At 43.3% G+C, this 18,937-nt stretch carries 16 protein-coding genes, 1 tRNA gene and 1 other RNA gene; 15 read left to right on the top strand and 3 right to left on the bottom strand.

Annotated features, from left to right (window positions below; all coding sequences use genetic code 11):
- Positions 1 to 53: 53 nt before the first annotated feature.
- Complete coding sequence (locus C7B77_RS06580; RefSeq protein WP_106301782.1) at positions 54 to 968, bottom strand: formyltransferase family protein; 915 nt, start codon at positions 966 to 968, stop codon at positions 54 to 56.
- Between the two features lie 361 nt (positions 969 to 1,329).
- Between C7B77_RS06580 and ffs the strand changes: the two genes are divergently transcribed.
- The 7 genes from ffs (at position 1,330) to C7B77_RS06545 (ending at position 5,525) form a co-directional block, all read left to right on the top strand.
- An RNA gene (gene ffs, locus C7B77_RS06575) (signal recognition particle sRNA small type) lies at positions 1,330 to 1,426 on the top strand.
- Between the two features lie 150 nt (positions 1,427 to 1,576).
- The gene (locus C7B77_RS06570; RefSeq protein WP_106301779.1) at positions 1,577 to 1,966 is read left to right on the top strand and encodes a hypothetical protein; all 390 of its coding nucleotides are present in this window, start codon (positions 1,577 to 1,579) and stop codon (positions 1,964 to 1,966) included.
- Positions 1,967 to 2,073: 107 nt separating this feature from the next.
- A tRNA-Ser gene (locus C7B77_RS06565) sits at positions 2,074 to 2,160 on the top strand.
- Positions 2,161 to 2,283: 123 nt separating this feature from the next.
- Positions 2,284 to 2,871, top strand: a complete 588-nt coding sequence (locus tag C7B77_RS06560) for a ParA family protein (protein WP_106301776.1) — start codon at positions 2,284 to 2,286, stop codon at positions 2,869 to 2,871.
- Positions 2,872 to 3,285: 414 nt separating this feature from the next.
- Positions 3,286 to 4,581: an adenylosuccinate lyase gene (gene purB / locus C7B77_RS06555; RefSeq protein ID WP_106301785.1), complete on the top strand. Its 1,296-nt coding sequence runs from the start codon at positions 3,286 to 3,288 to the stop codon at positions 4,579 to 4,581.
- A gap of 274 nt (positions 4,582 to 4,855) precedes the next feature.
- Positions 4,856 to 5,200: a type II toxin-antitoxin system RelE/ParE family toxin gene (locus C7B77_RS06550; protein ID WP_219892015.1), complete on the top strand. Its 345-nt coding sequence runs from the start codon at positions 4,856 to 4,858 to the stop codon at positions 5,198 to 5,200.
- Positions 5,181 to 5,525: a helix-turn-helix domain-containing protein gene (locus C7B77_RS06545; RefSeq protein WP_106301771.1), complete on the top strand. Its 345-nt coding sequence runs from the start codon at positions 5,181 to 5,183 to the stop codon at positions 5,523 to 5,525. The genes C7B77_RS06550 and C7B77_RS06545 overlap by 20 nt, the downstream gene beginning before the upstream one ends.
- 51 nt (positions 5,526 to 5,576) lie before the next feature.
- On the opposite strand, the gene C7B77_RS06540 is transcribed toward C7B77_RS06545, so the two are convergent.
- On the bottom strand, positions 5,577 to 6,347 hold the full coding sequence (locus C7B77_RS06540; RefSeq protein WP_106301768.1) for an ion transporter: 771 nt from the start codon (positions 6,345 to 6,347) through the stop codon (positions 5,577 to 5,579).
- Between the two features lie 155 nt (positions 6,348 to 6,502).
- Here C7B77_RS06540 and C7B77_RS06535 point away from each other — a divergent pair, with 155 nt between their 5' ends.
- From C7B77_RS06535 to C7B77_RS06525, 3 genes are all read left to right on the top strand, one after another.
- Positions 6,503 to 7,672 carry a CIA30 family protein gene (locus C7B77_RS06535; RefSeq protein ID WP_106301765.1) on the top strand — a complete coding sequence of 390 codons (1,170 nt, stop codon included), beginning with the start codon at positions 6,503 to 6,505 and terminating at the stop codon, positions 7,670 to 7,672.
- A 339-nt stretch (positions 7,673 to 8,011) separates the two neighbouring features.
- The gene (locus C7B77_RS06530; RefSeq protein ID WP_106301762.1) at positions 8,012 to 9,133 is read left to right on the top strand and encodes a hypothetical protein; all 1,122 of its coding nucleotides are present in this window, start codon (positions 8,012 to 8,014) and stop codon (positions 9,131 to 9,133) included.
- A gap of 39 nt (positions 9,134 to 9,172) precedes the next feature.
- Positions 9,173 to 9,526, top strand: coding sequence for a phage holin family protein (locus C7B77_RS06525; protein WP_106301760.1), 354 nt, complete (start codon positions 9,173 to 9,175; stop codon positions 9,524 to 9,526).
- A gap of 7 nt (positions 9,527 to 9,533) precedes the next feature.
- Here the strand turns inward: C7B77_RS06525 and C7B77_RS06520 are convergent, their stop codons facing one another.
- Positions 9,534 to 10,751, bottom strand: coding sequence for a leucine-rich repeat domain-containing protein (locus C7B77_RS06520; RefSeq protein WP_106301757.1), 1,218 nt, complete (start codon positions 10,749 to 10,751; stop codon positions 9,534 to 9,536).
- A gap of 326 nt (positions 10,752 to 11,077) precedes the next feature.
- On the opposite strand from C7B77_RS06520, the gene hemL reads away from it, so the two are divergent.
- From hemL to C7B77_RS06490, 5 genes are all read left to right on the top strand, one after another.
- Positions 11,078 to 12,379 (top strand): glutamate-1-semialdehyde 2,1-aminomutase, encoded by a 1,302-nt coding sequence (gene hemL / locus C7B77_RS06515; RefSeq protein WP_106301754.1) that lies wholly within the window; start codon positions 11,078 to 11,080, stop codon positions 12,377 to 12,379.
- 634 nt (positions 12,380 to 13,013) lie between these two features.
- On the top strand, positions 13,014 to 13,802 hold the full coding sequence (locus C7B77_RS06505; protein WP_106301748.1) for an RNA ligase family protein: 789 nt from the start codon (positions 13,014 to 13,016) through the stop codon (positions 13,800 to 13,802).
- Between the two features lie 177 nt (positions 13,803 to 13,979).
- Positions 13,980 to 15,131 carry an AAA family ATPase gene (locus C7B77_RS06500; protein ID WP_106301745.1) on the top strand — a complete coding sequence of 384 codons (1,152 nt, stop codon included), beginning with the start codon at positions 13,980 to 13,982 and terminating at the stop codon, positions 15,129 to 15,131.
- Positions 15,132 to 15,262: 131 nt separating this feature from the next.
- Positions 15,263 to 18,274: a poly(A) polymerase gene (locus C7B77_RS06495; protein WP_106301742.1), complete on the top strand. Its 3,012-nt coding sequence runs from the start codon at positions 15,263 to 15,265 to the stop codon at positions 18,272 to 18,274.
- Between the two features lie 160 nt (positions 18,275 to 18,434).
- Positions 18,435 to 18,937: HEAT repeat domain-containing protein (locus C7B77_RS06490; protein ID WP_106301739.1), on the top strand; the 503-nt coding region annotated here is incomplete at its 3' end.

The following is an 18,937-nucleotide window of genomic DNA, read 5'->3' as shown; positions in this document are numbered from 1 at the left end:
AGCTGAAACCGATCGATAAAATCGGTCATAGATAATGATTTGCCATCGATATTTTAAACCGCCAGTAATAGCAGATCGTTACTAGCCGTGGCGATCGTCAAGCGACTACAACCGATTTCGACGATCGATCCTGCTGGCGATTGAGATCGTACATCAAGAATGGCAACTTCAGTGACGATAATTAGTTCGTTACCGATTGCTAATTTAGGCAACCCGATCGAGTTTTCATAATCCCCAAAAGTGAGCGACCTTACCATTGCCTCGATCTGTTCCGCACTCCAAGACCAAGATAAAATACAACCAGGTGTTGGTTTGTGCGTGCGTCCGAAATAACTGCGTCGTGCTAAATCTTGTTTCGCGATCGTGACTTTATCTGTAGCTAATTCATCTACCAATGTCTCGAATAGCTTGAGAATTTCTTCATAACACCTAACACTCAAACTCAAAGTAGTTTCATCATCATCGAGTTGAAAACTACCTTGCTTGAGAATATCGCCACCATCGATCTGCGTCGTGACTCGATGCCAAGTCACGCCATGAATTGGTTCGCGATAAAAAATTGCCCAAGCTGGAGCATTGAGTCCACGATATTTAGGCAACAAGGCATCGTGACAATTAATCGCACCACGTTTGGGCAGATCGATAATTTCCTGAGTTAAAATTATTGAATTTGATATACTAAATAGATAGTCGCATGGCTCCTGACTTAAAAATTTGTAGAGATCGTCAGTAGGCTCGATCCAAGGAATGTTGTAATTGTTTGCCCAACTGACGATCGATTCTCCGGTAGAAATAATCCCTAAAATCTGACAATTACGCGCTAGTAAGACTTCTCCGCAAGGAATTAAAAACGAATCGCGACCGATTAAGTAACAAGTAAATGGTGGTACGCTCTGCCGATCGCCTGTCTCAAAACCGGACATTTGCACTCCTCGTTCAAACTGCTCTAAATCTGGCAAATGTTCCATTAGTTCGGTTTATCCTTTAGTCTTTCCCTGAATCGCTCGCAGAATAAATAAGCTAATCATATTTTTTTTGATTATGCATCAACGTATTTAATTTCTTAATTTTAGACTAATCGATTGCTCGTATAGTGTATCAAATATTACGGGCAAATGTAAAGTTGCGATCGACGATTATATGGTAGACAAATTACCAATCTGTAGAGCTATCGATCGACTCGATCTACTCACATCTCGATCCAATATATATTTACTATTCTTTGTCCAAGCGCAGCGGGTTATTGAGATCGCGCTGCATTTTTCCACCAAGGCGACGAACTAGCAAAAATACTTTTAAAACATTCCAATTCTGTGATATGATATAGGAGATCTGGCCCCACGCGGTCGTAACGCCCAAACCTTGTCAGGACTGGAAGGTAGCAGCAACACGGGATGCTTATAACAGGCGTGGTATCCGGGTCAAAACAGTATTTTGCCTACAACGGGAATTGCCGTCCGACACTACAATATCGGCAAACCGTACCACCCAACCCCTAGCCGTCGATCGATCCGAGCGGTTATCTTAGAAGTATAGATAGCTCGAAACGTTCTCACTAATAACTCAAAATTTAATTATGGCTGGACTAGGCGATATCGTTCAAAAAGCATTTTACCTTGGAGTTGGGTTAGCGACCACGGCTGGAGAACAAGCTGGCGAGAAGCTGTCCTCGATCGGCGTCCAAGCCCAAAAACTCACCGATGAAATGGTTGCCAAAGGTGAAATTACCACCGAAGAAGCCCGCAAATTGGTCGATGAGATGATTCAATCCGCCCAACAGCAGAATTTAAATCAAGCTCAAGACACCACCGAACGCGCTAAAAAAACTAACGAACCGCGCCGGATCGAGATCGTCGCCGATAACGAAGCTCCAGCTTCATCCTCAGAATCGCCCGACAACATCAGTCAGATGCGCAAGCAAGTAGAAGCATTGCAAGAAGAACTCAAACGCATGAAAAACTCCTAAGAGCCAAGAGATTAGTCAAATTGACGTCTGGCGATCGCCAAGTTAATGGCAACACTCACATGAGTATACACCGATGGCTAAATCGTGTATAATGGTAAAGATTGCCTGGAGAGGTGTCCGAGTGGTTGATGGTGGCTGACTCGAAATCAGTTTTAGGGTTACACCTAACGGAGGTTCGAATCCTCTCCTCTCCGTATTTTTTGCCTAATTGTGAATATTTTCACCCAAACCCCTAATTTATATTAAGGGGTTTGTTGTAGGTACGCATAACCTTTTAAAGTAATGCTAGAAATCTGGAGTATCTACCTAGCTAGCCGATGATTATTACCATTACTGCGCTCAAGGGTGGTGTCGGCAAGACAACCACATCCATTCACTTGGCGGCTTACCTTCAGGAAAACGCACCGACATTGCTCATCGATGCCGATCGCAACCGCTCGGCACTAGTTTGGTCGCGCGAAGATAAACTACCATTTACCGTCGCTTCTCAAGCTGGTGCCACGGCGATTATTGGTAAATATACCCACATTATTACCGATACCCAAGCTCGCCCAGAACAAGACGAACTCAAAGATTTGGTTGCTAGTAGCGATCTCCTGATCGTCCCTACAACTCCCAACCATCTCGATATCGATACCACGATTAAAACCACCGAACTTCTAGAAGAGTGGGGCGCGAAATACAAAATCTTACTCACTCAAGTAGATTCGCGTACCAAAACCGGACGCGAAGCCAGAGCCATCCTCGAAGAAGCGAAATTACCCCTCTTTAAAACCGATATTCCCCTCCTAGTCGCCTTCGAGCGATCGTCCAGTCGGGGAGTAGTAATCAAAGATTATGGCGACCCCCGCGCCCAATTTGGCTGGTCTAAGTACCAAGCCATCGGCAAAGAAGTCTTGGCCTAAAATAATCGATCGATAGATATAGTAGTCCTAATTGAGTTGAGAGAGTATCTTTGTTTCTTCTCTGCGCCCTCTGCGTCTCTGTGGTTCAAAATACCTATCTCAATTCTCATAAATCAAATAGGATCGCTATAGCCCTCTTCTGTCACTCTCCCTAGAGTATAATTTCAAACCCTTGCTGCATAACATTTTCGAGAAAATGCTAACTTTCGAGCTATCGATCGCAAAATAAAGCTTCAAAGTTCTTTGAAATAAGGGATGTAGCGATCGCATTTTATTTTACCTCTCGGAGAGTGACAGAAGAGGGATAGTTTGGACAGATGCCTATAAGTTTCTAACCTAGCTGCAAATCCAATTCCGATCGAACGCGATCCAGCGAACGTTATACTAAGTGAGTTGAATTCAAGTGACGGACAAGTGATCGAACGCTATACTCTGCCCGAAATGGGTGAAATTTGGACAGATGCTTATAAATTTCAAACCTGGCTGCAAGTCGAAATTGCCGTCTGTGAAGCCCAAGCCGAACTAGGACATATTCCGCAGGATGCTGTTGATGAAATTAAGGCTAAAGCCAAATTTGATGTCGAGCGCATCTTAGAAATCGAAGCTGAAGTCCGTCATGATGTGATTGCATTTCTCACCAACGTCAACGAACATGTTGGCGCGGCGGGACGATATATCCATCTGGGGATGACTAGCTCGGATGTGCTCGATACCGCTCTCGCACTGCAAATGGTAGCCAGTACCGATATTCTCCTGACTCGATTGGAAGATACGATTCAAGCAATTCGCTATCAAGCCCAAAAACATCGCAACACAGTCACGATCGGTCGTTCCCACGGGATTCATGCCGAACCAATTACCTTTGGCTTCAAATTAGCTGGCTGGTTGGCCGAAATGCTGCGGAATCGCGATCGATTGGTACGAGTTCGCCAGACGATTGCTGTCGGCAAGATTTCTGGTGCTGTTGGTACCTATGCCAATATCGAACCGCGCGCCGAAGCGATCGCGTGTCAGAAGTTAGGATTGACACCAGATACAGCTTCTACACAAGTAATTTCTCGCGATATTCACGCTGAATTCGCTCAAGTCTTAGCCCTCATCGGTGCTAGCATCGAACGGTTTGCCGTTGAAATCCGCAACCTGCAACGCACCGACGTTTTGGAAGTCGAAGAATTCTTCTCTAAAGGTCAAAAAGGCTCCTCCGCGATGCCGCACAAGCGCAACCCGATTCGTTCCGAACGCCTGACTGGCATGGCACGAATCTTGCGTGGAAACGCGATCGCCGCTCTGGAAAACGTGGCTCTTTGGCACGAACGAGACATTTCTCATAGCTCGGTCGAACGCGTCTGTATGCCCGATTCTTGCATCATCACGCACTTCATGTTGGTCGAAACCACCAACCTCATCAAAAATCTGCTGATTTACCCCGAAAACATGGCGCGGAACCTTAACTGTTACGGTGGGGTTGTCTTCAGTCAGTCAGTATTACTGGCTCTTGTCGGTAAAGGATTGAATCGGGAAGAAGCATACGCGATCGTTCAATCCAATGCGATGTCCGTCTGGAATACCCCCGATGGCGACTTCCGCAAGGTTGTCTCTAGCGATCCTCGCGTCACCGCACATCTGACACCAGCCGAGATTGCCCATTGTTTCGACCCTAATCAGCATCTCAAACATCTAGATGAGATTTACCAACGCTTGAGTATTTAGAGATAACTGTACGGGTAAAATCGAGGGGATATTCTCTCCTCTATTTTGCTTGTGCTAATAAAGTATAGCCAGAAACGTTTTAAGAGATGGCGATTGTCCTGGAGACTACTATAGTAGTCAAATTTTTGACTACTTTTTCTTCAGCTTTTCGATTAAAATCATAATACTGTATTCTTGTCAAGAGTTGAATCGTCTTCTATCCGAGCCACTGGAGTTGTTATAGGCTTATAACTGACATTTAAGACGATCGATTAATATGAAACAGTTAGAATGGATGGGGAGTTCATACAAAGACTTGCTAGAAATCCCCTCAGATGTACAGAGCATGATGGGTTACGCCTTATATTTGGCACAAGTAGGTGAAAAACATGAAGATGCCAAACCACTCAAGGGTTTCAAAGGGGCAGGAGTGCTAGAAATAGTTGATGATTTTCAAGGAGACACTTACAGAGCCGTTTACACTGTAAAGCTAGAATTTGCCGTTTATGTACTTCACGTCTTCCAGAAAAAATCTAAGAGTGGAATTGCCACTCCAAAACAAGTTATAGACTTAATTGAAAAGCGTCTCAAGCTTGCCGAGCAATATCACCAAGAACAATATGCCGATCGACAAAAATAATCGAGATTTAGACGGACAAGTTACTCACAGCAGTGGCAACGTTTTTGCAGACTTGGGCTTTGACAACCCAGAGCAGATGTTACTCAAAGCCGAACTAGTCAGACAAATTAGTGCAGCTATTAAGGAAAATGGTTGGGAGAAAGAGCGTGCAGCCAATGCTCTAGGTATGGAGATTTCAAAATTTTCAGATTTATTAAGAGGTCGATTTATAGACTACTCGATCGAGCAATTATTTAACTATCTTAATGCACTCGATCGAGATTTAGAGATAATAGTCAAGCAAAGCTCTGGTGCAAAAAGCAGAGTTAAAGTCACAAGAGTCTAGGTTGGTCATTTCTATGTATAAGAGAGATTTTTATAGACGTAAAGCTACTTTTCAACTCAATTTTGTACCACAGCGTTTGCAAAAACTAGCATCGAGATCGTGGCTGGATAATTGACACTTATGGCAAACGGCATTTACCTTGTTCGCGCTTTTAGCAACTTGTTTGATCAGATCTCCTAGTTGCCAAGGAATCAGAGCAATACCCGACAAAATCATTAATACTGTCATAAATTTGCCAGCATCAGAAATAGGTGTAATATCGCCGAATCCGACTGTTGTCATAGTGGCGACGGCAAAATAAACGGCATCGAAAAAAGTAGCGAATTTGGGATTGATGGGATGCTCGACTTGATAAATTAAGCCTGAATAGATAAAGATAATCGAGAAGATTGTAAATAAGATTCGAGTGACGATCGAACTATCCTCGCGATCGAGATTGCCTAAGAGAGTTTTACCTTCGATAAACCGCAGCAGCCGTAAAATCCGAAACCAGCGCAAAATCCGAATGAAACTGACATCGGTGATGCCTGTTAGCATTGGTAGAATTGCAATCAGATCGATGAGTGAATAAAAGCTAAATAAGTATTTTAATTTATCTGGTGCTGCAATTAAGCGTAGTAGATACTCGACAGCGAAAATATAGAGAATAATTAGATCTATTCTTGAGAAAATCGAGCGTAGCTCTGATGAGATTGGATAGGTTTCTGCAATGAAAATACCTGTAGAAACGACTACTAAACCCGCGATCGCTAAATTAACCGTTCTACCGATCGGATGTTCGATGTCTTCTAAGTAAATCGAGATTTTGTCTGCAAGAATCATAGCCAAGTTTCAGGATGCAGGGGATATTAAATCGGTTGCGGGTCGATCTCGATCGAGATAATGGGCAGAGATAAACTCGTTATAATAAATGCAGTAGTCACGCAAAGACTACTAGAGATGAGTGTATATAACCATTACCCAATCCTAACTAAATTATGGCTAAATGGGATGCAGGCAGGTTTTTAAATACCGTTAGCTATTTTGACGCAATTCCGGTCGTCAGCGATCTACAACGCTGGTTGACAGGCGGAGCGAATCGTAAATCTACCACTGATGGAGGGAGAGCTGTGGGGACGATCTTGGTGGTGGGTGCGATGACAGATATCGGCCAAGTAGTGGTTCAGCAATTAGTTAAAAGCGGATACAAAGTCAGAGCAGCCATTGCCGATCTGAACTTGGCACCATTCAGCGTACCTGCGGGTGTGGAGTTTGTACGGGCCGACCCCGATAATAATACATCACATAGCAATAATAGCTTCACCGATCGAGTCATGCAAGGGGTGCGATCGATGATTGTGTGTCCAGATGCAGGACAAACTTTATCTACAGCAGCTTTAGACAATTTGACTGCGGCGGTGAAGACTTATTTACCCACCAATAATCGCTTAGAACTGTTTGATTTTACGCACCCGACGATCGATCTGCAAGCGACCTGGGGAGCTGTGGATGATGTGGTGATGGGTGGTGTCAGCGAGAGTGGAATTCGCTTGCGGGCTGGTGTTGCGGTGTTTAGCGGCAATGTTTCAACCGATAATTCTGGTGGCTTTGCATCGGTGCGGACGCGAAATCTAGATCCGAGCCTCAATTTAAGTAACTATCAAGGCATCGAATTACGAGTCAAAGGTGACGGCCAAAGATATAAGATCTTCGTGCGGACTGAAGAGAAATGGGATGGGGTGGGTTACGCTCATTCTTTCGATACGATCGCGAATGAATGGATGACGATTCAAGTACCATTTAAAGACTTAGTGCCGATCTTTCGAGCCAAGACAGTCCCGAATGCGCCGCTCGATACCACTCAGATTTGTTCTTTCCAATTAATGCTGAGTAAATTTGAATACGATCGAGCATTAAACCCACGCTTTACACCTGGTTTATTCTCGCTAGAAATCGAATCGATCGCGGCTTATGGTGGTAGCATTATGCCCCAATTAGTCGTCATCGATACCACGACGAATGCCGAGGATTTAGTTAACAAACTTCAGGCGACTAACTTACCATATTCGATCGTGCGAGCGGTAAATTTAGAAGCCCCAATGGTAGCCGCGATCGCGGTAAAATCGATTTCTCAACCAGAAGCAGTCGGACAGGTATTAGGACGTTAAATTAATTGATAATTGATAATTGATAACTAGGGGGAGGTTGAGAGGGGTAAATATCTGTAGCATTAATTTAGAGCATTGGTATAAATTAAATATGTAATTGGATCGCAACAATTAGCTAATATCTGCGTCTCAGACTATAGCTTGAAGACGATAACGTTCGATATAAGCAAGTAGTAAAGGATACTTGAAATCTTAGTCAGCCTACGCGGACTATGCTTCATGTGCGACGACTTCAATCGTTGTGTCTTGACTATAGATGTAAGGCGATCGTCACAGAGTATAATCGATCGATGAACTAGAGATAGTCATCTAATATTAATAGAGCGGGATGCAGATACCATGAAACCAACCAGCATTAATTCTGGAGTTATTGCCATATTATGCGCGCTGGGTGTGGCAGGGATAGTCGCACCTGCAATTACAGTTACGCCACCCTCTACCTCTACTCCTACCAAAACGCCGCTACCAACTAAAGTCGTTCCACCAGCAACCAAAGTTACTCCCACTACTACCGTAACTCCTACTACCTTACCAGCCACTACTCCTCAGCCTGCCGCAACTCCCAATAACCCACCCCTAGTCGTCGTACCTCCCCTCACACCAGCGACTCTCAAAAACTTCACCAATGTCTACGGACAGTTATTAGCGGTCAAATTTACCCCCAACCAGCAGCAAAAAATCGCTCAACGGCTGAGTCAAGACTGGATGACTAATTTGGGAATGCGGAATACTGTCTTTCAAACCATCGCGCTCGAACCCCAAATCGCTAAAGGTACTCCTGCCGAACGCACTCAACTACAAACTAAATTAGTCGCAAATCTCCGCCAACAGGCACTCGACGGAGACAGAGATGCACTGTGGCTGGTATCTTTTTATGATGCTTTACCCCAAAGTTGGCTCGCTCCGGGCAAACCACCATTAACTCGCATGACTAGCGACATGAGTGCAGATGTGCTGTGCTTTATGATTAATGAAGTCATGGGCAAGTCTGTCGCTACCGCTGACACCAAGCTCAAAAATGCGATCGCGTCCAAACTTACTGCTGAATACGCTAAAATTCCCGTAGGTACCAAACAGGAACTATCTAGATTACCTACAAATTGGCTGACATTTAAAACTGGTCAATGGATTCGACGCGGCGATTATTTTAGAGAACAAATGCGAGTTCATTGGGGACAAAATCTCGAAACTTATATTCCCGAAATTAAACAAATAAGTAAGCTCAGACGCGATCGATTGGCAAAACTCACAACCGATCCTAAGATTCAGTGGAATAAACTCAGTTCGATCCAACGGCAGGGTGTATTTCAAAAATCAGAGTTAGAATTCCAAGCTAGTCTCAAGACTCTGCCACCAGTCACAACAGTTCAATTAAATAATTATATTAATACTATGCAAGTTGGTAACACGATCGGCAATTCACCTACGCGTTATTATTCTTCTAATTTAAAGGTTAAGTAACATTTAACTATTATCCTTTGAGGATACTCATTAGCAGCTATGTTCAAATTACTAATTAATTGGGTTCTAAACGCGATCGCCTTCCTGATTACGCAACGGATTATCGACCATTTTTTACCAGGACAATTTCGGCTGCGCGATTTTGTCACGGCAATGATTGCGGCTTTAGTGCTGGGTTTGATTAATAGTACCGTAAGTCCAATTCTAAAGTTTCTGACATTTCCCTTGACAATTCTTACCTTGGGACTATCGTCGCTGGCAATTAATGTTCTGTGTTTGATGTTTGTCTCGTGGTATGTACCAGGATTTCAAATTGCTGGCATCGTCCCGGCAATTGCTGGCTCGATCGTGCTATCGATCGTGTCAACCTTGCTAAATTGGTTTGTTAAGTAGATATATCTCAAGTTTGCACGGCAAATTTGTCGGGATGAATGCCATGATTTACCCATGTAATCGCGGCTTCGGCACTCGTCATCTCTGGCGGTACGCGGAGAATATGAATATGCCCTGTCGATGGACAAGTCATCTTGAGTAATACTGTTGACTCCGATCCCATCGGCTCTCCATATTCGTCATAAACTTTTTTTACACGATCGAGATTATTGATTCTTAGTAAGATATATTCTCTCCAAGTATCAAGCATAACTGTACCTAAATCCTGACATATTTTTTCATAGCCTACTTGCTCGATTAACATGCTTCGGATCTCGGCATTGTTTTCCTTTAATAACCACTCAGGTTTCCAATTACTAAATTTAGCCCAATATCGACGACGTAAATCAACATTGAGAAAAGAAACAGTTTTTAATTTACGTAATTTTTGCAAAATTGATAAATCTGTCAATGGATTTCGGTTTAGACCTAGCCATATTAAATTATTAAGGCTAGCGATGGCATCTGGTAAGATAGCTAATTGATTACCTCCTATAATTAACTCTGTTAAGTTAGAGAGTCTGCCAATATTGTGTGGCAAGCTAGTTAGCTGATTACCACCTAAATTTAATCTAGTTAAATTAGTTAGATTGCCGATACCAGTTGGTAAATTAGTCAATTGATTGTCACGTAGATCTAGCTCGGTTAAATTAGTTAGATTCCCAATACTGTCAGGCAGACTAGTTAATCGATTGTTATCGAGAGTTAAATGAGTTAAATTAGTTAGATTGCCGATACTATCAGGTAAGCTAGTTAATCGATTTTTATCGAGAGTTAAATGAGTTAATCTAGTTAGATTGCCAATACTATCAGGCAAGCTAGTTAATCGATTGTTTTCCAAAGCTAGATAGTCTAGGTTAGTTAAATTCCCAATCCTGTTCGTTAGACTATTTAGTAGTGGGTTATGGCATAAAGACAACCATGTCAAACTAGAGAGAGATGCAATAACATCTGGCAAACTAGTCAATCGAATACTGTTCAGATTTAACTTAGTTAAACTGAAGAGATTGCTGATACTATCCGGCAAACTAGTTATTTTATTACCTGCTAAATTTATCCAGGTTACATCAGTGAGAGTACCAATGCTATCAGGCAAGTTAGTTATTTGATGATAAACCAGAGATAATTTAAGTACTCGATCGAGTCTAGCCTGTTCGATGATTTGTTCTAATTCTGTCTGTTCCATGGGTTGAGTGATGCGTGCAAGCCAGATAATTCACTTTCCGTACTTAGCCTACCCAATTCGATCGATTCGACTGACATCGAGACAAATGCGATCGAGATTCACAGTTAGATTACTCTCTTAACAATGGCTGGCATGGAAAATCCCCTCCTCGGAGGGGTGCCCATAGGGCCGGGTGGGTAGATCTACGCTTTTACCGACCCAATCGACTCCGATTGTGAAGTAGCTCTTGGGTAATGGGGTCAATTCCACTAAAATTACTATAGTCTCGATCGCCTATAAGTACGAAAATACTTAAAATTTAGCTTTATAACCGTTGGGAGAAAAAATTGGTTTCTACATCTAATTTGAAAACTACAAAATCTGAAGAAATATTTGCAGCCGCTCAGAAGCTGATGCCGGGTGGGGTCAACTCCCCCGTGCGAGCGTTTAAATCTGTCGGCGGACAACCAATTGTATTCGATCGCGTCAAAGATGCCTATGTCTGGGACGTAGATGGCAATCAGTATATCGATTATGTCGGCAGTTGGGGGCCTGCGATCTGCGGACATGCCAACCCAGAAGTAATCGCAGCTTTACACGACGCACTCGCCAAAGGAACCAGCTTCGGCGCGCCCTGCTACCTCGAAAACGTCCTCGCAGAGATGGTGATCGAAGCCGTTCCCAGTGTGGAAATGGTGCGTTTTGTTAATTCCGGCACTGAGGCTTGTATGGCCGTCCTACGGCTGATGCGCGCCTTTACCGGACGCGATAAGATCGTCAAATTTGAAGGCTGTTATCACGGACATGCGGACATGTTCTTGGTCAAAGCTGGTTCTGGTGTGGCTACGCTCGGTTTGCCCGATTCCCCCGGCGTACCAAAATCGACTACTGCCGATACTCTGACGGCACCTTATAACGATTTGGAAGCAGTCAAAGCTCTATTTGCAGCCAATCCTGACAGCATTGCTGGCGTGATTTTGGAGCCTGTCGTTGGGAATGCTGGTTTTATCGTGCCCGATGCTGGTTTCCTTGAAGGCTTGCGGTTGATTACTCAAGAATACGGCGCGTTGTTGGTATTTGACGAAGTGATGACTGGCTTCCGGATCTCTTACGGCGGCGCACAACAGAGATTTGGCGTGACGCCAGATCTCACCACGATGGGCAAAGTCATCGGTGGTGGTTTGCCCGTTGGAGCCTATGGCGGACGCAAAGATATCATGTCGATGGTCGCACCTGCGGGGCCGATGTATCAAGCGGGGACGCTATCGGGTAACCCATTGGCAATGACGGCGGGTATTAAAACGCTGGAATTGCTCCAAAAGCCTGGTGCTTATGAGTATCTCGATAAAATCACCAAACGGTTGGCTGACGGCTTGCTAAAAATTGCCAGCGATACCGGACATGCGGCGTGTGGTGGCAATATCAGTGGCATGTTTGGGTTATTCTTCTGTGAAGGGCCAGTTCACAATTTTGAAGATGCCAAACATTCGGATGTAACTAAATTCGGTCGCTTCCATCGCGGCATGTTGGAGCATGGGATCTACCTAGCACCATCGCAGTTTGAGGCTGGCTTTACTTCGCTAGCTCATACCGAGGAAGATATCGATCGTACTTTAGCCGCAGCTAAAACGGTTATGTCTCAGATTTAGCAACTGATTAGGAGCGTAGATCTCAGGGTACCCCTACAGATTAATTGTGTAGGGGTACTTTGGCGATCGATCTTAATTTTACACTCCGAGCTATCGGAGCGTAGGCACGAGGAAGTTTTGGTGAATCGAACATTTTAATGGCAAAACGGTCTCCGAGCGAAATTTTAAATAGCTTTCTCATTAAGTTTTTGTTAATTGCTACTGCGATTTCTCGGTTATCCGTTAGCCTAACAATTACGACATTGCCAAATTTAAAAGCGATTACTTCACCTTCGATCGGGGTTGACTCCAACATATCGATCGATTAGCTCATAAGAAGATCTAACTATAGCTTAGCGCGAACGAATGTGAAACCCAAAGTCTTCAAGTCACGATATGTCGATCGATCTGGCTCTTGACATCTGATAATACATAGACTAAATTGAAAATATCTACAAGTTTGTCAGCGAGTTCGTCATGTAGTCCTCCGCCTCTCCACATTTAACCAGTAATTAATATTTCTCAGCGGCGATATTTAGCCTCAGCCATAATTTGCATGGTCAGTTTTTAGGCGAGTTCCAAATCCCGACTCAGAATCTTAACTACGAATTACGAGTTACGACTTATATTGTTGCCTTGAGAGGGGAACTACAAAATGCTGATGCAAAAATATCCGCGAACCCCACATATTGCGGGTTCCAGGCAACAGCCTGGGGATGAAGATTTAGATAGCGTACCATTTAGCGCGATTGCTAATGAGTACGTAGTAATAGAGGAGAAAGTCGATGGTGCCAATGCTGCAATTAGTTTCGATGCCAACGGACAATTATTATTGCAAAGTCGCGGACACTATTTAACTGGTGGCCCTCGCGAACGCCATTTTAATTTATTCAAACAATGGGCACACAGTCATTATGCCGCATTGTGGGATGTTTTGGGCGATCGATATATCTTGTATGGTGAATGGCTGTATGCCAAACACACGGTATTTTACGACAAATTACCGCACTATTTCTTAGAGTACGATTTATTGGATCGAACTTCTGGGCAATTTCTCAGTACGGCGGCGCGGCGAGAGTTATTGACAGGATTGGCGGTAGCTTCGGTACCCGTATTGCTAGAGGGAAAATTAACATCTCACAAGCAATTAGTCGGTTTATTGCAACATTCCCACTTCATCAGTTCCGAACATATCGATAGATTGCGCGAAGTTTGTGTCGAGCAAGGTTTGAATCCAGATCTAACTGTTCGACAAACTAACCAAAGTGCGTTGATGGAAGGTTTGTATATCAAGGTGGAGACACCTGAGTTGACTATTGCTCGATATAAATACGTGCGAGCGGATTTTTTGACGACTATTCTACAGTCGGAAACTCACTGGTTAAATCGCCCGATTATTCCCAATCAATTGGCGATTGGTGTCGATATGTTTGGAATGGGTTAAGAATATACAAGTCATTTTAGCTCGTAAATATCGATCTTACCGCACGAGATATGGCTGGTGGGCAATGCCCACCCTACTTTTCATTTAGTCCATTTCAATGGACTTTAGCTATTAGCCCCAAATTCATTTGAGGGCGGTTTAAGACTAAGCACAACAATTTAAGATCGGAAATCAGCTATGAATAATATAGCGATCGATAAAAATACACATTGGACATTTCCTGATTGTCCGACACCGACGAACTTACAAATAAATTGGACGGAGATTCTAGCAAAGTTTCCATCCTTACAGCCTCTAGCTAACTGCGAACAGAACCCGATTTACCATGCAGAAGGAAACGTCTGGATACATACCCAAATGGTATGCGAAGCCTTAATTTCTTTACCTGCTTGGCAAGTGATGGATACAACAGATCGATCGATCTTATTTGCGGCGGCATTATTTCACGATATTGCCAAGCCAATGGCGACGCAAGTAAATGAAGATGGACAGATTACCGCGAAGGGACATGTCAATTTAGGCGCGAAGATGGTGCGGCAGATTTTACAAGATTTGCAGACACCATTTGCAATGCGTGAGGCGATTGTCGCGATCGTTAAATATGAAAGTTTGCCGTTGTGGTTTTGGGATAAACATAACCCATTGCGATCGATTATTAAAGCGAGTCAATTAGTTCGGTGCGACTGGTTGGCATTAATGGCTGAGGCGGATGTAAGAGGACGTATTTGTGAAGATAAACAGAAGTTATTAGATTCGATCGAGTTCTTTCGAGAATTCTGTCAAGAGCATAATTGTTTCGAGCGATCTTATCCATTTGCGTCCGCTCATAGTCGATTTATTTACTTCTATAAAGAAGATGCAGATCCGACTTATGCCGCTTTCGACGATACCCGATCGGAAGTAATTATGATGTGTGGTTTACCCGGTACGGGGAAGGATTATTGGATCGATCGTAATCATCCAGATTTACCAGTCGTATCGCTCGATAAATTGCGGATCGAAATGGGTATTTCACCGACAGACGAGCAAGGTGCGATCGTGAATGCAGGGCGAGATTTGGCGAAGGAATATCTTAAATCTGAGACACCATTTATCTGGAATGCGACTAATATCGTCAAACCGATTCGATCGGGTTTAATTCGGCTTTTTGCTGGGTATGGTGCGCGAATTCGGATCGTCTATCTGGAGGTGCCAATCGATCGAGTCTTGCGACAAAATCGCGATCGCAAAGCTCAGGTTCCGACTGCTGTAATTCATCGTTATCGCGATCGATTAGAAATTCCCGATATTACAGAAGCTCATCAAGTAGATTATTTTGTCGATGTTTAATTATTTCTAGTACTTAATAAGTCGATGTTTTGTTAACCGCAGAGGCGCAGAGAGCGCAGAGGAAGAGATAGAGAAGATAACCTACTCTTGTACGTTATCAATCATCAATTATAAATTATAAATTAAAATATATGTCTAAACAAAAGATAGAAAAACAAAAAATGGCGACGATTACGGAGGTGTACAACAGAATTATCTGGGATACAAACCTCAATCGGAATATGTTTATCGCCGGATTTCACGAGCGGATCTCCGATACTATTCGCGAGAAGCCGCTGGCTCAGTGGGATGATAATAGCGATATTCCTTGGCATCGAGTTCGCTATATTCGGTGTAATGAAACGATCGTTTGGGATCGAGAAAATCGGATCGATTTGATTTCGACTAATAATTTACCTGAAATTGCCTGGAAATCTGAAGTTGCTGGATCTAATCGATCGGATCTTGCTGCTTTAGTTGCGAACAATCAGGCTGAGTTTCAGCCGCGAGATATTTATACATACGATCGCGATGGCTGGAAGGTATTTACAGGTGCGGTTAAATCGGTAGCTCTAGATAATACGCTGACGATCGTTAGTTATAATATTTTATCTAATCTCCACGATGCAGATAAAATTCATACCGATAAGCGATTGCCAGTTATTTTGAGCGAATTAGCTAAAACTAATGCCGATGTTATTGCTTTGCAGGAGGTAACACCGGAATCTTTAGTCTTTATCTTAGCGACAGATTTGGTAAAAGATTATTTTATCTCTGAGGCTCCTAATGGTAATAATGTTAAGCCGTATGGCAATTTAATTATGTCTCGGTGGGCGTTCGATTTGGTAGAATATCAATTTTCCGGACACAAGCGAGTATTAGTTGGTAACTGGAATATTAACGATCGAGCTGTGCATCTGGCTAACGTTCATCTTACTAGCGATCGCGGCGATAATGCACTCCAAAAACGGACTCAACAATTAGCAACAGTTATCGGTTATCTCCAAAAACAAGCTGGAGATCGATTTATCGTTGGCGATTTTAATACGCGGGGTAACCAGCAAGATGAAATTATTAACTATGGTAATTTTATTGATGTCTGGCAAAAGTTATATCCAGATCGAGATGGGTATACCTTCGATCCGACTGCTAATTCTTTGGCGATGTTAATGAGCCTAGAAGGGAAACCCGCACGACTCGATCGGATCTTATGGTGTCCGGATTTAGAATCTAATTATCAACCCCTAGCGATGGATTTATTCGGTTGTAAATCTTTCGTTCGCGATGAGGTACAGCTTTATCCTTCCGATCATTTCTGCGTCTGTGGGGTTTTTAAAATCTCTCCAGCTACGACGGCTCCGAGTTCGCACGATCGCATCGATCTTACCGCGATCGCGCCAGTGTATGAAAGTATCCTGGCAATTATTCCGCCTGAAGATCTATTTCCACCGATTCAGACTATTCGCCAACAGTATGATGCTGGATTTTTCAATATCGTACCGCATATTACCTTACTCTATGGCTTTGTACCCGATCGATATTTTGAAGAAGTAGTCGATCTCATCGCGCCGATTCTCGCCAAAATCGAGCCATTTACAGTGACATTAGCCGACTTTGAGATCTTCACCCATCATAAAAGTTCTACCGCATATTTGCGCCCGATCGTTAAACCAGAAGGTGCATTACACGAACTGCAAGCAGCTTTATATCGATTGTTTCCGCAATGTTACGAGCAAAGCACCAAAACTAGTGTGGGGTACAATCCACATTTAAGTGTCGGACAATTTGCAGATCGGAGCGAAGCAATGGCAAAACTACCACAATGGCATCCGATTAAATTCACTGTCGATGCTGTCTCTTTACTCAGCCGTACTCGCAACAAACCTTGCGTTGTCAAACATATAGTTGGCGTGGGTAAATTGCTCCCTAAAGTTGTCGAAAATAGCGAATTAATCGAGTCAATTACTACTATAGAACCAGTATTAACAGATGCACAACAATCGCAGCGCGATACTGTTTTAGCAGTAGTAAAACAAGCTTGCACTGAATGCTTGGGATTTGCAGCATCTCTGCATTTATTGGGTTCGGCGCGACTGGGAGTAGCGACTCCAACTAGCGATTTAGATGTCGTTTGTTTGATTCCCGATTATCTGACAGGCGAAAGCTTTTTAACTAGAGTAGCCGACTGTCTGCAAGGATTGTGCGATCGATCTCAAGTTGTTTTAGATGCTAAATATCCGGTATTAAGATTGGAGATCGAAGGGATTTCGCTAGATTTACTATATACCCAAGTAGCAGTCAGCGATGGCTGGGAAACTCGCAATATTCGCGATCTTCGATCGCAAATCAAAGATACCAAGTCGATAATCGGTTGCTGGGAAGCAGATCTCATCATAGATTTAGTCAAGCAGCAACTCCGCCTAGAACGGTTTCAGATGCTCTTAAAAGCTGTCCGAAGCTGGGCGAAGATTCGAGGATTATATGGTAACTCCTGGGGCTTTTTAGGTGGATTCTCGTGGTCTTTATTATGTGCTTATACCTGTATTAACTACCGAGATGCAGATAAATCCTTAGTAGCATTACTCAATAACTTTTTTCAGATATTGAGTCAACACAATTGGCGTCAACCAATTGCTTTAACAGAGCATGGCAAACAACATCAAGTCAAATTGCCACAGGATTTGTTGCCAATTATCTCCTCGATCGAACCTTGTAAAAATACCGCTCGCAATATTACCCGTTCCACCGCCAAAATTTTGCGCGATGAATTTGCTAGAGCTGCGGAAATTTCTACTAATATTTTAGCAGGTAAAGATACGTGGAGATCTCTATACGAATCGATCGACCTCACGATTGGTACAAATGCAGTATTATCGATCGAGATTTCAGATGCAGACGAACAGTGTAGACAAAAATGTAGCGATCTGTTGGAAAGTACCATCATTGGCTTAACAATTCAACTCGAACAACTCGATATTTTTGTGCGTCCCAATCCCCAGATTAACAGTAGCGAAAGTAAAAGCATTTTGATGCTATTTTTACAACTACCTTCTGGCTGTGAAACTCAGATAATTGCTAAATTAGTCAAAGATTTTATCAGTCAGTTGAATGGAGTTAACAATACCACCAAACTAGATTTATCGATCGATCGCCCGCAATTGTAAAAATCTGAAACCGATCGATCCCCAGGCCACCATAAACTAACAGAGGAGTGATAGAATCGAGATAAAGAACGATAATAAATAATCGATCGTGTTGGCGTAGCCTCTTTGAAAGAGAATCGACAATTAAGATCGGGTCTAACTTTCAACACCTATTAATAATATGTCCGAATCTATTGAATCACTAGTTAACTCAGAGAATAAAGGCGAGCGCATTAAAGCATTAAATATGCTCCGAGAAATCGAACCAGCCATCGCCTTCGGCTATATCAAAAAATTGGTGACAGATAATAACACCAGAGTCAGATATGCCGCCGTGAGCCAATTGGCAACCATCGGCTCCCAAGATCTGAATGAAAGTTTAACTATTTTACGCGATCGATTGGTCAACGATACCGAACCCGACGTCCAAGCCGCCGCCGCCGATGCAATCGGCGCGCTCAAACTCACAGATGCCTTTGAAGATTTGCAAAATCTCTATCAGAGCACGCCAGAGTGGTTGGTGCAGTTTAGCATTGTCGCTGCTTTAGGCGAATTAGGCGATCCGCGCGGTTTACAATTACTACAAACCGCCCTAACTAACGAAACTAGCCTCGTGCAAACTGCGGCAATTGGCTCGATTGGCGAATTAGGCGATCCCAACGGTGTCGAGAGCATCACCCCATT

The sequence above is a fragment of the Chamaesiphon polymorphus CCALA 037 genome (assembly GCF_003003845.1).
Lineage (GTDB): Bacteria > Cyanobacteriota > Cyanobacteriia > Cyanobacteriales > Chamaesiphonaceae > Chamaesiphon > Chamaesiphon polymorphus.
This window is presented reverse-complemented; position numbering and strand designations above follow the sequence as displayed.

Bases quoted from the DNA above. Each gene is read 5' to 3' on its own strand.
- C7B77_RS06580 (WP_106301782.1), bottom strand. From the start codon at position 968: ATGGAACATTTGCCAGATTTAGAGCAGTTTGAACGAGGAGTGCAAATG.
- C7B77_RS06570 (WP_106301779.1), top strand. From the start codon at position 1,577: ATGGCTGGACTAGGCGATATCGTTCAAAAAGCATTTTACCTTGGAGTT.
- C7B77_RS06560 (WP_106301776.1), top strand. From the start codon at position 2,284: ATGATTATTACCATTACTGCGCTCAAGGGTGGTGTCGGCAAGACAACC.
- C7B77_RS06550 (WP_219892015.1), top strand. From the start codon at position 4,856: ATGGGGAGTTCATACAAAGACTTGCTAGAAATCCCCTCAGATGTACAG.
- C7B77_RS06545 (WP_106301771.1), top strand. From the start codon at position 5,181: ATGCCGATCGACAAAAATAATCGAGATTTAGACGGACAAGTTACTCAC.
- C7B77_RS06540 (WP_106301768.1), bottom strand. From the start codon at position 6,347: ATGATTCTTGCAGACAAAATCTCGATTTACTTAGAAGACATCGAACAT.
- C7B77_RS06535 (WP_106301765.1), top strand. From the start codon at position 6,503: ATGGCTAAATGGGATGCAGGCAGGTTTTTAAATACCGTTAGCTATTTT.
- C7B77_RS06530 (WP_106301762.1), top strand. From the start codon at position 8,012: ATGAAACCAACCAGCATTAATTCTGGAGTTATTGCCATATTATGCGCG.
- C7B77_RS06525 (WP_106301760.1), top strand. From the start codon at position 9,173: ATGTTCAAATTACTAATTAATTGGGTTCTAAACGCGATCGCCTTCCTG.
- C7B77_RS06520 (WP_106301757.1), bottom strand. From the start codon at position 10,751: ATGGAACAGACAGAATTAGAACAAATCATCGAACAGGCTAGACTCGAT.
- C7B77_RS06505 (WP_106301748.1), top strand. From the start codon at position 13,014: ATGCTGATGCAAAAATATCCGCGAACCCCACATATTGCGGGTTCCAGG.
- C7B77_RS06500 (WP_106301745.1), top strand. From the start codon at position 13,980: ATGAATAATATAGCGATCGATAAAAATACACATTGGACATTTCCTGAT.
- C7B77_RS06495 (WP_106301742.1), top strand. From the start codon at position 15,263: ATGTCTAAACAAAAGATAGAAAAACAAAAAATGGCGACGATTACGGAG.